Here is a 15,864-nt window from a genome sequence, read left to right as displayed (position 1 = left end):
TGTCGCGCACCGTGCCTCAGCTCTCCTTGCCGTCTTCGCCCGAGCCTGAGCCCGACCCAGAGCCCGGCCCGGAACCCGACCCCGACCCCGAACTCGGCCCGGACCGGGTGCTCTTCCGGGTACGAGCAGCCGGCGCCGCCCGCTTGGCCGCCGCCGGCTTGCGTGCGGCGCGTTTCTTCGGCGGCGCGGCAGCCGCAGACCCCGGCTCCCCGACCGGCTCCTCCGCCGAAGGCACCTGTAGCGGCACCGGCACCGGTGCCGCCGCCGAAGGCCGTCCCGGTGCCCCCTCCGACCCCAGTGGCACCACCCGTACCGTCCGCTCCTCCACCGGCTTCGCCGGCACCGGCCGTTCGCGGCCCTCGATCAGTACCAGCGACGCCTGATACGCCACCGACAGCGAGTACGGCGTCTGGTGGAGCATCCCCCAGAGCTTGGACGTCTCGTCGATGTCCATCACCGTCGGTGTGAACCGCACCCGCTGCGCCGACGCCGCCAGATCGCTGCCCGCCAGATGCGGACGCTCCGCCGCCAGCTCGATCAACTCGCGTGGCAAAACCGGGAATTCGTGCAGCGTACGGACCACGCACCCGATCAGCCGCTGGCCGACCAGCTCGGCCTCCTCGCCGTACGCGCTGATCAGGTAGTGCAGATCCAGCGGCGCGGCCGGCCGGTTGAGCAGGGTGCCGTCCGAGGCGCGCGTCGGCAGGTCGGTGTGACGCATCGAGGCGTTCGGTGTGACCTGGTACAGGAAGACATTGATCGTCGGCTCGGCCGGCGGCTCGGCGGGTGGCTTACGGGTCTCCACCTTGACCGCGATGTCCATCTCGGGACCGAGGTTGCTCGCGATCAGCAGAGCCAGTGCCTGGGTGACCGTCGCGAGGGCAAGTGCGTTGCTCATGGCCTCAGTTCCCCGTCTCCCCGCGCCGCCAGATAGGCGTCCAGCGTGAGCGCGGGCGCCGCCCGCCCCGCTGCCCGCCCGGCCGCCGTGCGTGCGGAAGCTCCAGGCGCGGGTGCCGCGCTCACCTCCAGCCGGCCGATCTGTACATGGACCACCCGTTCCGGCGTCCGCGAAGCCCGCCGCCCCACCCCGTTCGCCGCCGCGCCCCGCGCCACCACGGTGTCGGCGTCGCGCGGCCGGGCCCGTACCGGAGCGTCGGCCGCCGGAGCGATCGGGGCACGCGGTACGGATCCGGCCCCGGGTGCCCGTACCGGACCGGACACCGGGGGCACCGGCCCCCGCCCGGCCGTACGCGGCCCCTCCGCCACCGGCGGTCGCGGTCCCGGGACCACGGCGGCCGACGGCCGCAGCACCGGCCCGGCGCTCGGCGGAGGCACCACCGCCGGCCGCTCGGACTCGCCGGGCCGCGCGGGCTCCGTCCGTACGACCGTCTGTCGGTCCGTCAGCACCTCGCGCTCCAGACGGACCGACTCCACCGGACCGAAGGCGGGTTGAGGCGCGGCCGGGAGCAGCGCGGCCGGTTCGTCCGGCTCCGGCCGGCCTGTCCGTACCGCCTCGGGCCGCTCGTACGGTCCCGGCAGCCGGGGCCGTACCCGCACCGCGCCGCCCGCGGCGGACACCGGCGCGTACCGGGCCAGCAGCCGGTCGAAGTAGTCAGCCATCCGCGCACAGCTCCAGGTAGTAGCGGCGCCGCAGCGGGCTGAGCGCCAGGATCTCCGGTTCGCTCCACCCGTAGGCGGAGGCCAGCAGATGGACGTCGAGCATCAAGTCCCGTGCCCAGCCGTCCAGTTCGGTCCACAGATACGAGGTGATGTCCAGCTCGGCCGGGGTGGCCGCGCCGCACTCGGGGCAGCGGACGTTCAGCGTCACATCGGCCGCCGGGTCGGCGTCCTCCGCCGCCTCGGCGAGGCGCCGCTCGATGTGCTCGGGCAGCAGCCCGGCCAGTCGGTCCGCCGGTACGGCCTCCCCGCCCCGTACGGCCGAGACCGTGCAGCGCGCCACCAGCAGCCGGCGCGCCTCGCCCGGATCCCGTACCGCGCCCGCCGCGGCGACATCCGCGACGGTGGGCAGCCGGAACTCGACCGCCCACTCGCCCTCCGCCACCCGCAGCGGACCGGCCACGGCCGGCGGCCGGGCGGCGGCCAGCCGATCCGCGTCGAGGTCGAACTCCATCGCCTCACCGCACGACGCGCACTCGGTACGGACCTGCATGCGCTCGCCGAACAGCGCCCGGCGCAGCGCGAACAGGTCCGCCTCGCGCGCGCCCACCGGCATCGACAGCAGTTCGTCGGTGCCGGCCCCCGGGCGGGCCGCCCGGTGCAGCAGCAGAGACCTCCCCGGACCGTGCTGGGCCAGGCCGGCCTCCCAGGTGGCGAGCAGCTCGGCCGGCCCGGTCATGCCGGATGGGTGAACGAGGGCTCGGCCGGTTCCTCCACCTCGTAGTCGCGCTCCCAGCCCTCGCATTCGAGCTTGACGCTCTGGATCGCGACCGCGTTGGCGTTGGCGTCCAGCTCGCCGAGGACCTGATACTCGCTCACCCACGCCCGGTACAGCTTGTGCGAGACGGCCACCTGCCCGGCCTCGTTGAGGACCTGGATGATGATGTCCTTGCGGAAGTCCCGCAGCGAGACCTCCGCGCCGAGTCCGGCGCCCACCTGCCAGACCTTGTTGGCCCAGCGGTCGAACTCCGGGTCGTGGGTGACCCCGCGTTCGAGGGTCACTCCTTCGAACTCGGAGCGGCCCGGCGATTTCCGCGGTGAACTCGGATCGCCGCCATGGCGGTGCTTGACCACTTCGGTGGTGCGCTTCAGAGGACTGATCTTGCTGATGCCCGCGACCGTCCGACCGTCCCACAGGACCAGGAACTTGAAATTCTTATAGGGGTCGAAGCGATGGGCATTGACCTGGAACTCAGCCATCGTTTTCCTTCGTGTTCCTTTGCCTTGGTTAAGAGAGGGAGAGTTCTCCGGCCACCTGCTGGATCGTGACGATCACGAACTCCGCGGGCCGCACCGGCGCGATACCGACCACCACATTGACCACGCCACGATCGATATCGGCCTGGGTGGTGGTGTCCTTGTCGCACTTGACGAAGTACGCCTCGCGCGGGGTACCGCCCTGGAAAGCGCCCTGCCGGAAGAGATCGTTGAGGTACGCCGACGCCTTGAGCCGGATCTGGAGCCAGAGCTGCTCGTTGTTGGGCTCGAAGACGACCCACTGGAGGCCGCGGTGGAGGCTCTCCTCGACATGCAGCGCGAGCCGCCGCACCGGTACGTACTTCCACTCGCTGTCGAGCGCGTCCGCGCCCTCCAGGGTGCGGGAGCCCCAGATCAGCGGGCCGACCACCGGGAAGGTGCGCAGGCAGTTCACGCCCAGCGGGTTGAGCAGGCCGTTCTCCCGGTCGGTGAGCTTGACCGTCAGCGACCGCACCCCGGCGAGCCGCGCCTCGGTGCCGGCCGGCGCCTTCCACACCCCGCGCTCCGCGTCCGTACGGGCGATCACGCCGGCGACGGCACCGGACGGCGGGAAGGAGCGCAGCCGCCCGGTGAGCGGGTCGGTGAGCTGGAGGTGCGGGAAGTACAGGCCCGCGTGATTGCTCCGTACGGCGTCGAACGCGCCGATCCCGGCGCGCGCGGCGTCCACCCCGCCCCAGGCCGACGGCGAGTCCACGAGCAGGAAGATCCGCCGCTCGCGGCAGAGCTGTTCGGCCGCGGACAGTACGGTGACCATGTCCTCGGTGGACTCGTACGCCGATAGCTCGGGCAGCGTCAGCAGATTGACGTCGTCCACGTCGCGCAGTGCCTGGAGGCCGGTCTTGGCGGCCTCGCTGCCGATCAGATCGCGCGGTCCCGGCGGGTCGCCGTCCTTGCCGCCCTTCAGCGGGAAGACGGGCGGGTTGACCGAGGCCTCCAGGCCCAGATCGTTGGCGCACTCGCCGATGAAACGCACCACGTCGTCGGGGTCGAGGGACCCGGCGACGACCTGGAGGCGCCGGCCGAAGGCGGTGACCTCGGCGCCCGCGTAGGTGTGTTTGCCCGGCGCGTCGGGCAGTGAGCGCAGCTTGCGCTCCAGCAGCAGCGCCAACTCGGTGACGCTCTCGGGTGCTTCGCCGTCGTGATCGGGCTCGTAGAGGGTGAACTCCCGCTCCACATCGCCGATCTTGACCTTCAGCTCCACATTCAGATCGGGCAGTTCGGCCGAGAAGGGCTTGGAGACGGTCCCGGACGGGTCGGGCCGCCCCTCGTCCAGCGCCTTCACCCGTACGAGAGTGGAGCCGGCGTTGACGACCGTCTCCACGAAACGGCCGTGGCCGGTGCTCATCGACAGTCCGGTGAAGGACTCGCGGGCGCCGCCGCGGGCGTCGAGGATCCGCAGGTTGAAGGTCTTGTCGGGGGTGGGCGTGTCATGGTCGACGGCCACCCGCAGCCGTGAGCCCCAGACACCGGGCTCCTTGGCGCGTACCTCCAGCACCGGGCACTCGCTGTGCCCCTCGGTGGAGTCGAGCGTGACACAGGCCTCCTCGCCGGTGCCGGCCCTGGCCACGCGGACGATCACGGCGACCGTGCCGCCGTTGCCGAAGAACTGGTGCACGGCGTACGAGACCGCGCTCTGCGAGGTGAGTCCGCCGAAGCGGCGCTCGAACTCCGCGAAACTGGTGATCCGGACCGGCTCATTGAGCGGACCCCGGCGGGTGTGCCCCACGAACGCCGTCACCGAGGTGGTGACCGAGGCGATGGTCCGGATGCCGCTGGGAAGCTCTTCGATGTAAACGCCGGGATAGCTCATATGCGTCGGCATTCCCCCTCCATTCCCTTCGCGCACCAAGAGATGAGGAGAGGGGGTGAAGAGAGAGCGTCGATACGGCGAGTTCGCATAAACGTTCTCGGTTTTCCCCCGGTCACACACCCCGTGCGATATCGGTCTCGCACAGCCATCCGTATGCGGTTGCACAGACGAACAGCGCACGCGTTTGTGGTTCCTGATGCATGAGTGCCACTGGCGAGTGTGGTTCCGTCTCAAGGGATGGTCAAGGGACCGATTCAGTCAATGGATGATCATTTGACTGGGACGCTCTTCCGGGCAATGGAGCGTGGTCAGAGCGGTGACCGGGGGCGAATATGGAGAAGGGTTCACGATCGCTTCACAGGAAAATTCGATCACACGCGGCGAACAAGCCGAATAGATTTTCCCCCGGCGCGCCGCCTTGCGAAGCGCCGGTACGTGCCCGGGGCCGTGTCCACTGCCCTTTCCGCCCTGGTCACCGCGTCGACGAGTCACACGGGATCACCGGTCACCGGGTGAGGTACGTGACGGTCGTACACGCGCCGCTCGCCGCGCCCACCGCCACAACTGCCGCCGCCATACAGCGCGTTCGCAGTGTGCGGTAGCGCTCCGCGTACTCGCCGCGCAGTTCGGCGGCGCGCTCCGAGATACGGACGAGCGTCGCCCTGGAGGCCGCCAGCCGGTCCGCGACATAGGCGCGCTCCACATCCTCGCGCTGGGCCGTGGTGAGCCAGGGAAGCTGCTCGCAGAAGCGCGCCGCCCGGCGGCGGGCGTCCTCGATCTCGGCGTTCCACAGGAGATACCCCTCCAGCCGGACAAGCCCGCGGGCGGTGGCGGTGTTCTCGTCACGCTCCACGCGTTCCTCCTCGGCACGCGCTCACTCCGACTCCGGCCTGTCCTCGGGCGGCGCCACGGTCGTGGTGGCGCCGGGGCGGCGGTTCATGGCCTCGTCGAGCGACCGGATGGCCGGGTGGTGCAGATCGAACGCCGGGGACTCCGAACGGATCCTCGGCAGGGTGAGGAAGTTGTGGCGCGGCGGCGGGCAGGGCGTCGCCCACTCCAGGGAGCGCGCGTACCCCCACGGATCGTCCTCCTCGACCTTCTTGCCGTACTTGGCCGTCTTCCAGACGTTGTAGAAGAACGGCAGCATCGACAGCCCCAGCAGGAACGAGGCGATCGTGGACACCGTGTTGAGGGTGGTGAAGCCGTCCGAGGCGAGATAGTCCGCGTACCGGCGCGGCATACCGATGACACCGAGCCAGTGCTGGACCAGGAAGGTGCCGTGGAAGCCGATGAACAGCGTCCAGAAGGTCATCTTCCCGAGCCGCTCGTCCAGCATCTTGCCGGTGAACTTGGGCCACCAGAAGTGGAATCCGGCGAACATCGCGAACACCACGGTGCCGAAGACGACGTAGTGGAAGTGCGCGACGACGAAGTACGAGTCGGAGACATGGAAGTCCATCGGCGGCGAGGCCAGCAGCACGCCCGTGAGTCCGCCGAACAGGAAGGTGACGAGGAAGCCGATCGACCAGAGCATCGGTGTCTCGACCGAGATCGAGCCGTGCCACATCGTGCCGATCCAGTTGAAGAACTTCACCCCGGTCGGCACCGCGATCAGGAACGACATGAACGAGAAGAACGGCAGCAGCACACCGCCGGTCACGAACATATGGTGCGCCCACACCGTGATGGAGAGTCCCGCGATCGCGATCGTCGCGCCCACCAGCCCGATATAGCCAAAGACCGGCTTGCGGCTGAAGACCGGCAGGATCTCGGTCACGATGCCGAAGAACGGCAGCGCGATGATGTACACCTCCGGGTGCCCGAAGAACCAGAAGAGGTGCTGCCACAGCAGCGCGCCCCCGTTGGCCGGGTCGAAGACATGCGCGCCGAATTTACGGTCTGCCTCCAGCGCGAGCAGCGCGGCGGCCAGCACCGGGAAGGCGAACAGCACCAGTACGGCGGTCAGCAGCACGTTCCAGGTGAAGATCGGCATCCGGAACACCGTCATGCCGGGCGCCCGCATACAGATGATCGTGGCGATGAAGTTGACGGAACCGAGGATCGTGCCGAAGCCGGACAGCACCAGCCCCATGATCCACAAGTCCCCGCCCACGCCCGGCGAGTGGACCCCGTCGGTGAGCGGGGAGTACGCGAACCAGCCGAAGTCGGCGGCGCCGCCGGGGGTCAGGAACCCGCTCACCACGATGAGCGAGCCGAAGAGATAGAACCAGTACGCGAGGATGTTCAGCCGGGGAAAGGCCACATCGGGCGCGCCGATCTGGAGCGGCATGATCCAGTTGGTGAATCCCGCGAAGAGCGGTGTCGCGAACATCAGCAGCATGATGGTGCCGTGCACCGTGAACGCCTGGTTGAACTGCTCGTGCGAGATGATCTGGATGCCGGGACGGGCCAGTTCGGCGCGCATGAAGAGCGCCAGCACGCCGCCCATGATGAAGAATCCGAACGAGGTGACCAGATAGAGCGTGCCGATCGTCTTGTGGTCGGTGGTGGTCAGCCATCCGACGATGACACGGCCGGGCTGCTTGCGCCGTACCGGCACCTCGTTCTCATAGGAGTCCTCGGCCTCGGCCGGCTCTTCGGTGCCTGTGGTCGTCACTGCGAACGTTCCTCCGGTCAACGCCTGGGGTGGGGTCGGCAAGCAGCATGGCGCCGCTTTCCCCGGCGTGGCGCGACCGGTTCGTCCCCGGCGCGTCGTGCGGACCGTGCCCGTACGCCTCGGAGGTGCGGTGTTTCCGGGGGCCCGCGGCGGAGCCGGTCACCGGCCCGGGACTCCCCGGCGTCAGCTGCGGCGCGTAACTTTCACCCGATCGAGCGGTGACGCGGGTGCGGCCCGGTCGCGACCGCCAGGGAGTGCCACGGTGTCGGCGACCGCGCCCGCCCGTGTGTCCCCGGTGTCAGTCGATCAGGCTGCCCAGCCGCCCTTCGAGCAGTACGAGCAACTCGCCCAGACCGCCCGCGAGCTGAGCCTGGCTCCGGGCGCCGAGACCTTCCAGCAGGGCCGCCTCGTACCGCAGTTGCTCGGGCAGCAGCCGGTCGAGCAGCGCGCGACCGTCGGCGGTCAGGGAGAGATGCGCGACCCGGCGGTCCCGTTCGTCGAGCCGTCTCGCTATCAGCCCCCGCCCCTCCAACTGCCGCAGGCGCTTGGTCACGGCGGCTCCGGAGGCGAAGGTCTCGCGTGCGATGCGTCCCGGTGTCAGCTCCCGGTCCGTACGCCGCAGGGCGCCCAGGATGTCGAACTCGGGCCTGGTCAGGCCCTCCCGGCGCAGGGGCGCGTCGGCGGCCTGCTGGAGCAGTGCGAAACAGCGGTTGAGCCGCCCGATCACCGCGATCGGTGCCAGGTCGAGTCCGGGCAGTACCTGCTCCCACTGCCGTATCACCCCTGCGACGACATCCTCGGCCACCTGTGCGCTCCTCTGGTCCTGTCAGGGGCATGGTTCCGGTCAGAGGCCGATTCTGCCCAGCCGGAGGCCGGTCCATGGCGCGCCCGGCCAGGCAATACCGGGCTTTGTATACGGTCATCGGGACGGCTGTCGGGACGGCTGTCGGGACGGTTATCAGGGGCCGGAAATGAAGGCCCAAAATTTTACCAGCGAAGTGCATTCCGCGCCCAAGATGCCTGCGCTACACAAAAACCGGCAAAGCGCGCAAAATGGATAGGGCGCGACGCGGTGTCGCGCATCGCGGTCGGACTTGCGCGAGCGAAGGAGGCGAGTCGTATGGCCGACGTCTCACATGCGAGGGGGGACCTTGCCGGTCATCCCGATGTCCCCGAGATGCGGGAGCGTTACGCGCGCCTGCTCGGCGGGCGCGATGTGGCACTTGTGGACGGACCACTGTTCCTCGTGGGTCTGTACTGCGCGCTGTCACCCTGGATCCTGCACTTCTCCCGCACCCAGCCGTCGCTGGCGGCACACAACCTGATCATGGGTATCGCCATCGCCGTGCTGGCGCTCGGATTCACCAACACACCGTCCAGGATGTACGGGCTGAGCGGGGCCCTGTGCCTGATGGGGATCTGGATGATCGTGACCCCGTGGATCGTGGGCAGCGGCGCCGACAAGGGCATCATCTGGAGCAACGTCGTCATCGGTGCGCTCGTCTTCCTGTTCGGTCTCGTGTGCGCGGCCGCGGCGATGAAGAGCGGGGCGATGAAGGGCGGCGGCCGGGGCCGCAGGCTCGGGCCAGCCGAAGGCACCAGGATCGGTGCCACGGAAGGAAAATGAGGTGACCCACCAGCGGACCCCGCAGGCCTGACCCGGGCCGGAGCGGACGCAGGCCTCGGCTTCGCCGGGGCCTGCCGCATGCCCGCGTCCGGGGCGATGCGGCCGTGCGTTCCCGGAACCGGGCCCGGAGTTGAGTGACGTACCCGTGGCCGGCTCCCGTACGAGTGACACGTGCGCCCGGCGGCGACCGGGCCCCGAGCCGTCTGAGGTCACGCCCAACTCCCGCTGTCAGCAGGGAAGTTGGCGCCAGAGGTCCAGACCGGCGGGCGCTTTCTTTCTTTGCCGAGCGGTTCTTGGCAGGGGCCCGGGGGCGGTCCAGCATGGGACGGGCGGCGCTACGCGCGTCATCCCGCCTCCACATTGGGCTACGGAACCAGGGAGACCCCCATGGAAGCCCACGGCCCCACCCCGTCCCGCCGCACGTTATTCCGCTCCGGTGCGTATCTCGGCGCCGCGGCGCTCGGCCTCGCCACCACCGCCTCGGCCGCCCTGACCGCACCGGCCACCGCCCGCGCCGACGAAGGACGGCGGGCCGCTGGCCCTCCTCCCACGCACTGGATCCCGGCCAGCACCTCCAACTACACGGTCTCCAGCCGCCCCACGGCCTACCGGATCGACTTCGTCGTCATCCATGTGACACAGGAGACCTTCCAGAACGCCAGAAAGATCTTCCAGGATCCGGCCAAGAAGGTCTCCGCGCACTACCTGGTCGCCTCGGCCGACGGATACATCGGCCAGTTCGTGCGGGACAAGGACATCGCCTGGCACGCGGGCAACTGGGACTACAACACCCGCAGCATCGGTATCGAACACGAGGGCTGGGTGGACAAGCCCGCGTACTTCACCGAGGCGATGTACCGCGCGTCGGCCGCGCTGACCGCCTCGATCTGCGACCGGTACGGCGTACCGAAGAACCGCGGCCGCATCATCGCGCACAGCGAGGTCCCCGGCGCCACGCACACCGACCCCGGGCGGTACTGGGACTGGGACCGCTATATCGCCCTGGTCAACGGCTGACCTCCCGGGCACCCGCCCCTGAGCGACGGACGACTGATCCGCGGTGGTGCGGCCGGCATTCCGCTCGCGGCCGCACCACCGCGTGCTCGTGGTGTCACGTCAGTCCGAGCGGCTACTCCCACTCGACCGTCAGCGTCGCGTCCGCTCCCGGCCTCAGGAAGACGTACGCCGTCGACGCGGGCGCGTTCACCAGCCGCAGCCGCGCCTGGGTGACGCCCGTACGGTTCACGGTGGTGAAGGCGCCCGACGCCTTCGTCCCCGAGGAGAAGGCGCCGAACTCCGCCGCCTCCGTCACCGAGGCCGCGGCGGCCCAGTCGTCCGCGCCCGTCGCGCACGACGCGCCGAAGCAGCCGGTCCTGATGTCCGCCACCAGCCGGTTGCCGCCCGCCCACGGGTCACCGCTGCCACTGGCGCGGTTCACCGTCAGATACGCGCGGGTCACGGTCGCCCCGTCCGGGATCGACGAGGTGTCGAAGGAGAGCAGGGTCCGGTTGTGCAGCCCGTCCGTGCCCCGGCCGACCGCCAGCCCGAGGCTGCCCTCCAGCGTGCCGACCGCGGGACCGCCGCCGGTCGCCGACGCCTTCACATAACCGTCGTCCGCGGCCAGGCTCGGGAACACCGCGGAGTGCGGATCCTCGCCGGGCGTCCCGCCGTCGCCGCCGCCGTTCCCGTCCAGCCCCCAGAACTGGCCTATGCGGTACGACGCGCACAGATTGACGTCAAGGATGTACGCGCCCGCCGTACCGCACTGCTGCGCCCCCGTTCCCGGGTCGACCGGCTGGCCGTGCCCCATCCCGGTGAGCGCGTACGTCTCCACCACCGCGCGCCCCGCGCCGTCGCGGTACACCGCGTGCGGATAGCCGGCCACGGTGTCGGTGGCGTCGGCCGTGGTGTCCGTGCCATGGACCGCGGTCCACTGCTCCACGGTCTCGGTCATATTGGCGGGGACGACGGTCGTGTCGCCGGTGCCCTGCCAGACGGAGACCGAGGGCCAGGGCCCGGCGTACCCGGGATAGGCGCCACGGACCTTGTCGGCCCAGGCCGCCGCCGACAGATTGGTGCCCGGGTTCATACAGGTGTACGCGGCCAGCACACTGGTCGCACAGGCGTACGGCAGCCCCGCCACCGGCGCTCCGGCGCTGAAGACGTCCGGGTAGGCGGCGAGCATCACATTGGTCATCGCGGCCCCGGCGGAGAGCCCGGTGGCGTACACCCGCGCCGGGTCACTGCCCAGGTCGGTCCTCATCCGGTCGGTCATCTGCTTGATCGACAGGGCCTCGCCCGCGCCCCGCCGGATGTCCCCGGACTCGAACCAGTTGAAGCAGGAATTGAGGTTGTTACCGGACTGCTGCTGCGGCAGCACCAGCGCGAACCCCCACTGGTCGGCCCACTTGGTCCAGCCGGTCTCCGTGTCGTACGCGGCGGCCGACTGCGTACAGCCGTGCATCGCCACGACCAGCGGCCGGCCCGCGGGCAGCCCGTCCGGCACATAGCGGAACATCCGCAGATTGCCGGGGTTCGAACCGAAGCCGGTCACCTCGGTGAGCGAGGCGGCCCGCGCCTCGGGTACGAACCCGGGCCCGCCCGCGCCGAGCAGGGCGACCAGCAGCGCGAGCAGCAGCCCGGCGGTGGACAGTTTTCCCGTACGCGTACGGATGTCTCTCGTACGCGTACGGATACCGGTACGGATCGCATGCATGGCGGCTCCTTGGAGGTGTCCCCCCTCTGTGGGATACGGACAGTAGGGCCGCCTGCACACCACGGAGCACGGGCCGGACCACCATCAATCCAGCGGATCGGTGGGGTCCGGCCATATGGACGTTCAGGGAGCGATACCACCGGTGTCGTGGGAGCGGTACCGCCGCAGGCATGACGGTTCCGCCCAAAGGGAATATCACTGAGAGGTCTAATAGTCCGATATAAGGGAAATGGTAGAATCATCAAAGGGTAGAGATCGGGATGGATGACACGCGTGGTGCGGCCACCTGGGAGGCGCCGGACGGGTCCGGTGCGGGGGTGAGGTGGGCGACAGCGACGATCGACGCCGACGGCATAGTGGCGTGCTGGAGCACGGGGGCCCAGCAGGCGCTGGGCTATCCGCCGGCCGAGATCGTGGGTCACGCGGCCAAGAGACTTCTCCGGGGCTCCCTGCCCGAGTCGGCCCGGCGCTCGCTGGCCGGCCGGGAGCCGTGGAGCGGCGAGATCGCGGCGCGTCACCGGAACGGCGGCCCCGTGGACATGGACCTGCTCGCCTGCCCGCTCACGGACATCGACGGAACGGACGCCGAGGGACCCGGAGCGTGGCTGCTGGCGGCCGTGGCCGGGGCCCGTACCGGCCGTGACAACCCTCCCCGCCATCGCACAGACCGGAGCCACGACACGGACCCGCACGACACAGAGCCGCTCGACACCGACATGATGGAGCACGCGTTCGCCCAGTCGGTGCTTCCGATGGCCATCCATGACACCGACCTCCGGGTGCTCCGCGCCAACCCGGCGATGTGCCGGATCACCGGGCTCACCGAGGACGGGATGCGCGGAAACCGGACCGGATTCCTGACCGGCAACCGTCAGGACGTCAAGGTCTCCGGGCCCATGCGCCGTGTGCTGCGCACCGGCGAGGCCGAGACCGCGATGACCTTCCGTACCGCCGCGGGCGAGGACCGTGAGCGCGCCTGGCTCGTCTCGCTGTCGCCCCTCAAGGGCCAGGACGGCAAGGTCAGGGCCGTCGCCCTGGCCGGCCTTGAGATCAGCGAGGAGTACCGGGCCCGCGAGGGGCTGTCCTTGCTCAGCGAGGCCGGCCTGCGGATCGGTACCACCCTGGATGTGACCCGTACCGCCGAGGAACTGGCGAGCACGCCACTGCCGCAGTTCGCCGACTTCATCAGCGTCGACCTGCTGGACTCCGTACTGCACGGGGACGAGCCCACCCCCGGCCCGCTCTCCGGCGACATACGGCTGCGCCGCGTCGCCCATCGGTCGGCCCACCGCACCGGTGTGCCCGAGGCCGCCGTCGCCATCGGCGAGGTGGACAGCTACCCCGAGTTCTCGCCGCCAGCCCGCTGTCTGGCCACCGGCCGCGCCGTCCTCACCGGGCCCTGGGACGCCGGCTACACCGAGTGGATGGCGCGGGACCCCCGGCGGGCCGCCAACTGCCCGAACTACGGAGTCCAGTCGATCGTGGCCGCGCCGCTGGTCGCGCGCGGGAACGTGCTGGGCGCGGCCCTGTTCTGCCGCAGCCTCAACCCGGAGGCCTTCACCGCGGACGATCTGCTGCTCGCCGAACAGCTCGCCGCCAGGGCCGCCGTCTGCATCGACAACGCACGGCGCTACACCCGCGAGCGCAGCACCGCCGTCGCCCTGCAGCGCAGCCTGCTGCCGAGGGGCCTGGCCCGGCAGTCGGCCGTCGAGGTCGCCACCCGCTACCGGCCCGCCGACTCCCAGTACGGCGTGGGCGGCGACTGGTTCGATGTCATTCCGCTCTCCGGCTCCCGGGTCGCCCTGGTCGTCGGCGATGTCGTCGGGCACGGCATCCATGCCTCGGCCACCATGGGCCGGCTCCGTACCGCCGTACGCACCCTCGCGGACATGGACCTGCCGCCGGACGAACTCTTCACCCATCTCGACGATGTCGTCCTGCGGCTCGCCTCGGAGAACGCCGACCAGTCCGCGGACGACGCCTATCTCGGCGCGAGCTGTCTGTACACCGTGTACGACCCGGTCTCCCGGTACTGCAGCGCGGCCAGGGCAGGCCACCCGCCGCCCATACTCGCCAGGCCGGACGGCACCGTGGAGGTGCTGCGGCTGCCGCCGAGCCCGACCCTGGGGCTGGGCGATCTGCCCTTCGAATCGACCGAGTTCGAGATCCCGGAGGGCAGTCTGCTCGTCCTCTACACCGACGGGCTGATCGAATCCCCCGAGCACGACGTCGGCTCCGGCATCGATGTCCTGTGCGACATCCTGCGTACCGCGTCCGCCTCGTCCACCTCGCCCGAGGCGGTCTGTGACATCGTTCTCCGGGCCCTCCAGTCGACCCGGCCCGTCGACGACGTGGCGCTGCTCGTCGCGCGCACCCGTGCCCTCGACGCCGGCCAGGTCGCCACCTGGGAGCTGCCGGCCGAGCCCGCGCTGGTCGCCGACGCCCGCGAGCGCGCCGCGGACCAGCTCGCCTCGTGGGGCCTTGAGGAACTGACCTTCACCACGGAGATGGTGGTCAGCGAGCTGTTCACCAATGCCATCCTGCACGCCGGCGGGCCCGTCCAGCTCCGGCTGATCCGCGACCGCACGCTGATCTGCGAGGTCTCCGACGGCAGCACCACCGCCCCGCACATGCGGCGGGCCCGGGTCTTCGACGAGGGCGGGCGGGGGCTGCTGCTGGTGGCCCAGCTCACCGAGCGGTGGGGGACCCGGCAGCTTCCGACCGGCAAGGCGATCTGGGCGGAACAGGCGCTTCCGGCGGCCTGATCTCCGTACGGTCCCGCGGCGCGTGAGGGCTGGGGCTGCGCCATTCGGTCGATGGTGCTCAAGCGGTGCGTGTGTCCTGGACGAAGGACGGGTGTTCCTTCCTTGCGTACACCCCCTGTGCGCGAGGGAACCCCGTCCTTCCAAGGAGAACGCATGCGCCTGCGCACGCGCCGGGCACCGGCCGCCCTTCTGCTGCTCGTCCCCCTGCTCGCCCCGCTGTTCGGCAGTAGCGGTGCCATGGCCGGGACCCGCGAGGACCATGTCCCGCTGGAACGTTCCGCCCGGGCGGTCCCGCACCAGTACATCGTCACACTGAAGCCCGCGCTCACACCGGCGCAGGCGACGCGGCAGCTCGGTATCAAGCCCCTCTTCACCTACGACAGCTCCCTGCGCGGATTCGCCGCGGTCCTCACCCCCTCCCAGCTCGGCGCGGTGCGCGCACTCCCGGGGGTCGCCGCGGTCGAGGAGGACGGCCGGGTCTCGGTCAGCCCGCCCGCGTCCGGACAGGATCCCGGACGCGCCCGGGGCGCCGTCGCCAGCTGGGGACTCGACCGGATCGACCAGCAACGTCTGCCGCTGGACAACCGGTTCAGTGTGAGCGGTACGGGCAAGGGCGTCACGGTGTACGTCGTCGACACCGGGATCGAGACCGCCCACCGGGAGTTCGGCGGCCGCGCCACCGCCGGATTCGACTCCGTACCCGACCGGCGCGCCGGCCAGGACTGCAACGGCCACGGCACCCATGTCGCGGGCACCGCGGGCGGCGGAACCCATGGTGTGGCCCGTGAGGCGTCTCTGGTCGGGGTACGTGTGCTCGACTGCCGCGGCAGTGGCACCTGGGCCGGAATCCTGGCGGGCTTCGACTGGATTGCCAAGAACGCCGAGCAGCCCGCGCTCCTCAACGCCTCCCTCGGCGGGCCCTCGTCCAAGGCGGTCGACGACGCCGTGAACGCCATTGCGGCCCGGGGTGTCCTGCCCGTCGTCGCGGCGGGCAACGAAGCGACGGACGCCTGCGCCGTGTCGCCCGCGGGCGCGGCGCAGGCGGTCGCCGTGGGTGCCACCGACGCCGAGGACAGCGAGACCGACTTCAGCAACCACGGGGCGTGCGTATGGACGTACGCGCCCGGCTCCGCCATCGTCTCCGCCGCGCTCGGCGGCGGCTCCGTCGCGCAGAGCGGCACCTCGATGGCGAGCCCGCATGTCGCCGGGGTCGCCGCGCTCTACAAGGAGAAGCACCCGGACGCGAGCCCGAAGGACGTCGCGCTCTGGATCGCCGAGCAGGCCGGCAAGAACCTGGTGTCGCCCATCAGCAAGGGCTCACCCAACCGCCTGCTGTACACCGGCGGGCTCTGACCGGGGCTCCGGCCGTACGGGCTCCGGCCGTACGGAGGCGCT

At 70.5% G+C, this 15,864-nt stretch carries 13 protein-coding genes; 4 read left to right on the top strand and 9 right to left on the bottom strand.

Annotated features, from left to right (window positions below):
• Nucleotides 1-16 precede the first annotated feature (16 nt).
• The 8 genes from ACFU9P_RS22485 to ACFU9P_RS22450 form a co-directional block, all read right to left on the bottom strand.
• Nucleotides 17-898, bottom strand: coding sequence for a DUF4255 domain-containing protein (locus ACFU9P_RS22485; RefSeq protein ID WP_384083589.1), 882 nt, complete (start codon nt 896-898; stop codon nt 17-19).
• A complete protein-coding gene (locus ACFU9P_RS22480) occupies nt 895-1,620 on the bottom strand; it encodes a hypothetical protein (RefSeq protein ID WP_384083586.1) in 726 nt (241 codons plus the stop codon). Before ACFU9P_RS22480 ends, ACFU9P_RS22485 begins: the two co-directional genes overlap by 4 nt.
• Nucleotides 1,613-2,356: a hypothetical protein gene (locus ACFU9P_RS22475; protein WP_384083581.1), complete on the bottom strand. Its 744-nt coding sequence runs from the start codon at nt 2,354-2,356 to the stop codon at nt 1,613-1,615. Before ACFU9P_RS22475 ends, ACFU9P_RS22480 begins: the two co-directional genes overlap by 8 nt.
• Nucleotides 2,353-2,877 (bottom strand): phage tail protein, encoded by a 525-nt coding sequence (locus ACFU9P_RS22470; RefSeq protein ID WP_376372441.1) that lies wholly within the window; start codon nt 2,875-2,877, stop codon nt 2,353-2,355. The genes ACFU9P_RS22475 and ACFU9P_RS22470 overlap by 4 nt, the downstream gene beginning before the upstream one ends.
• Before the next feature lie 28 nt (nt 2,878-2,905).
• Nucleotides 2,906-4,756: a phage tail sheath family protein gene (locus tag ACFU9P_RS22465; protein ID WP_384083578.1), complete on the bottom strand. Its 1,851-nt coding sequence runs from the start codon at nt 4,754-4,756 to the stop codon at nt 2,906-2,908.
• 493 nt (nt 4,757-5,249) lie between these two features.
• Nucleotides 5,250-5,597, bottom strand: a complete 348-nt coding sequence (locus tag ACFU9P_RS22460) for a hypothetical protein (RefSeq protein WP_384083575.1) — start codon at nt 5,595-5,597, stop codon at nt 5,250-5,252.
• A 21-nt stretch (nt 5,598-5,618) separates the two neighbouring features.
• Nucleotides 5,619-7,361, bottom strand: a complete 1,743-nt coding sequence (ctaD, locus tag ACFU9P_RS22455; RefSeq protein ID WP_376372433.1) for a cytochrome c oxidase subunit I — start codon at nt 7,359-7,361, stop codon at nt 5,619-5,621.
• A 298-nt stretch (nt 7,362-7,659) separates the two neighbouring features.
• Nucleotides 7,660-8,166, bottom strand: a complete 507-nt coding sequence (locus ACFU9P_RS22450) for a MarR family winged helix-turn-helix transcriptional regulator (RefSeq protein WP_376372431.1) — start codon at nt 8,164-8,166, stop codon at nt 7,660-7,662.
• A gap of 315 nt (nt 8,167-8,481) precedes the next feature.
• Between ACFU9P_RS22450 and ACFU9P_RS22445 the strand changes: the two genes are divergently transcribed.
• Nucleotides 8,482-8,988, top strand: a complete 507-nt coding sequence (locus ACFU9P_RS22445) for an SPW repeat protein (protein ID WP_376372429.1) — start codon at nt 8,482-8,484, stop codon at nt 8,986-8,988.
• 387 nt (nt 8,989-9,375) lie between these two features.
• On the top strand, nt 9,376-10,005 hold the full coding sequence (locus ACFU9P_RS22440; RefSeq protein WP_376372427.1) for an N-acetylmuramoyl-L-alanine amidase: 630 nt from the start codon (nt 9,376-9,378) through the stop codon (nt 10,003-10,005).
• A 112-nt stretch (nt 10,006-10,117) separates the two neighbouring features.
• Here ACFU9P_RS22440 and ACFU9P_RS22435 read toward each other — a convergent pair whose 3' ends face one another.
• Entirely contained in the window at nt 10,118-11,704 is a 1,587-nt protein-coding gene (locus ACFU9P_RS22435) for a PHB depolymerase family esterase (RefSeq protein ID WP_384083571.1), read from the bottom strand.
• Nucleotides 11,705-11,964: 260 nt separating this feature from the next.
• On the opposite strand from ACFU9P_RS22435, the gene ACFU9P_RS22430 reads away from it, so the two are divergent.
• The gene (locus ACFU9P_RS22430; RefSeq protein WP_384083568.1) at nt 11,965-14,469 is read left to right on the top strand and encodes a SpoIIE family protein phosphatase; all 2,505 of its coding nucleotides are present in this window, start codon (nt 11,965-11,967) and stop codon (nt 14,467-14,469) included.
• 153 nt (nt 14,470-14,622) lie between these two features.
• A complete protein-coding gene (locus tag ACFU9P_RS22425; RefSeq protein WP_384083565.1) occupies nt 14,623-15,822 on the top strand; it encodes a S8 family peptidase in 1,200 nt (399 codons plus the stop codon).
• The last annotated feature ends 42 nt before the right edge of the window (nt 15,823-15,864 follow it).

This window comes from Streptomyces sp. NPDC057617 (assembly GCF_042800555.1).
Lineage (GTDB): Bacteria > Actinomycetota > Actinomycetes > Streptomycetales > Streptomycetaceae > Streptomyces.
Note: the sequence above shows the minus strand (reverse complement) of the source record. Positions and strands in the feature narration are given on the sequence as shown.

Excerpts from the sequence above, each read along its gene's own strand:
- ACFU9P_RS22430 (WP_384083568.1), top strand. The coding sequence starts at position 11,965 with ATGGATGACACGCGTGGTGCGGCCACCTGGGAGGCGCCGGACGGGTCC.
- ACFU9P_RS22470 (WP_376372441.1), bottom strand. The coding sequence starts at position 2,877 with ATGGCTGAGTTCCAGGTCAATGCCCATCGCTTCGACCCCTATAAGAAT.
- ACFU9P_RS22425 (WP_384083565.1), top strand. The coding sequence starts at position 14,623 with ATGCGCCTGCGCACGCGCCGGGCACCGGCCGCCCTTCTGCTGCTCGTC.
- ACFU9P_RS22480 (WP_384083586.1), bottom strand. The coding sequence starts at position 1,620 with ATGGCTGACTACTTCGACCGGCTGCTGGCCCGGTACGCGCCGGTGTCC.
- ACFU9P_RS22485 (WP_384083589.1), bottom strand. The coding sequence starts at position 898 with ATGAGCAACGCACTTGCCCTCGCGACGGTCACCCAGGCACTGGCTCTG.
- ACFU9P_RS22475 (WP_384083581.1), bottom strand. The coding sequence starts at position 2,356 with ATGACCGGGCCGGCCGAGCTGCTCGCCACCTGGGAGGCCGGCCTGGCC.
- ACFU9P_RS22440 (WP_376372427.1), top strand. The coding sequence starts at position 9,376 with ATGGAAGCCCACGGCCCCACCCCGTCCCGCCGCACGTTATTCCGCTCC.
- ACFU9P_RS22445 (WP_376372429.1), top strand. The coding sequence starts at position 8,482 with ATGGCCGACGTCTCACATGCGAGGGGGGACCTTGCCGGTCATCCCGAT.
- ACFU9P_RS22435 (WP_384083571.1), bottom strand. The coding sequence starts at position 11,704 with ATGCATGCGATCCGTACCGGTATCCGTACGCGTACGAGAGACATCCGT.
- ACFU9P_RS22465 (WP_384083578.1), bottom strand. The coding sequence starts at position 4,756 with ATGCCGACGCATATGAGCTATCCCGGCGTTTACATCGAAGAGCTTCCC.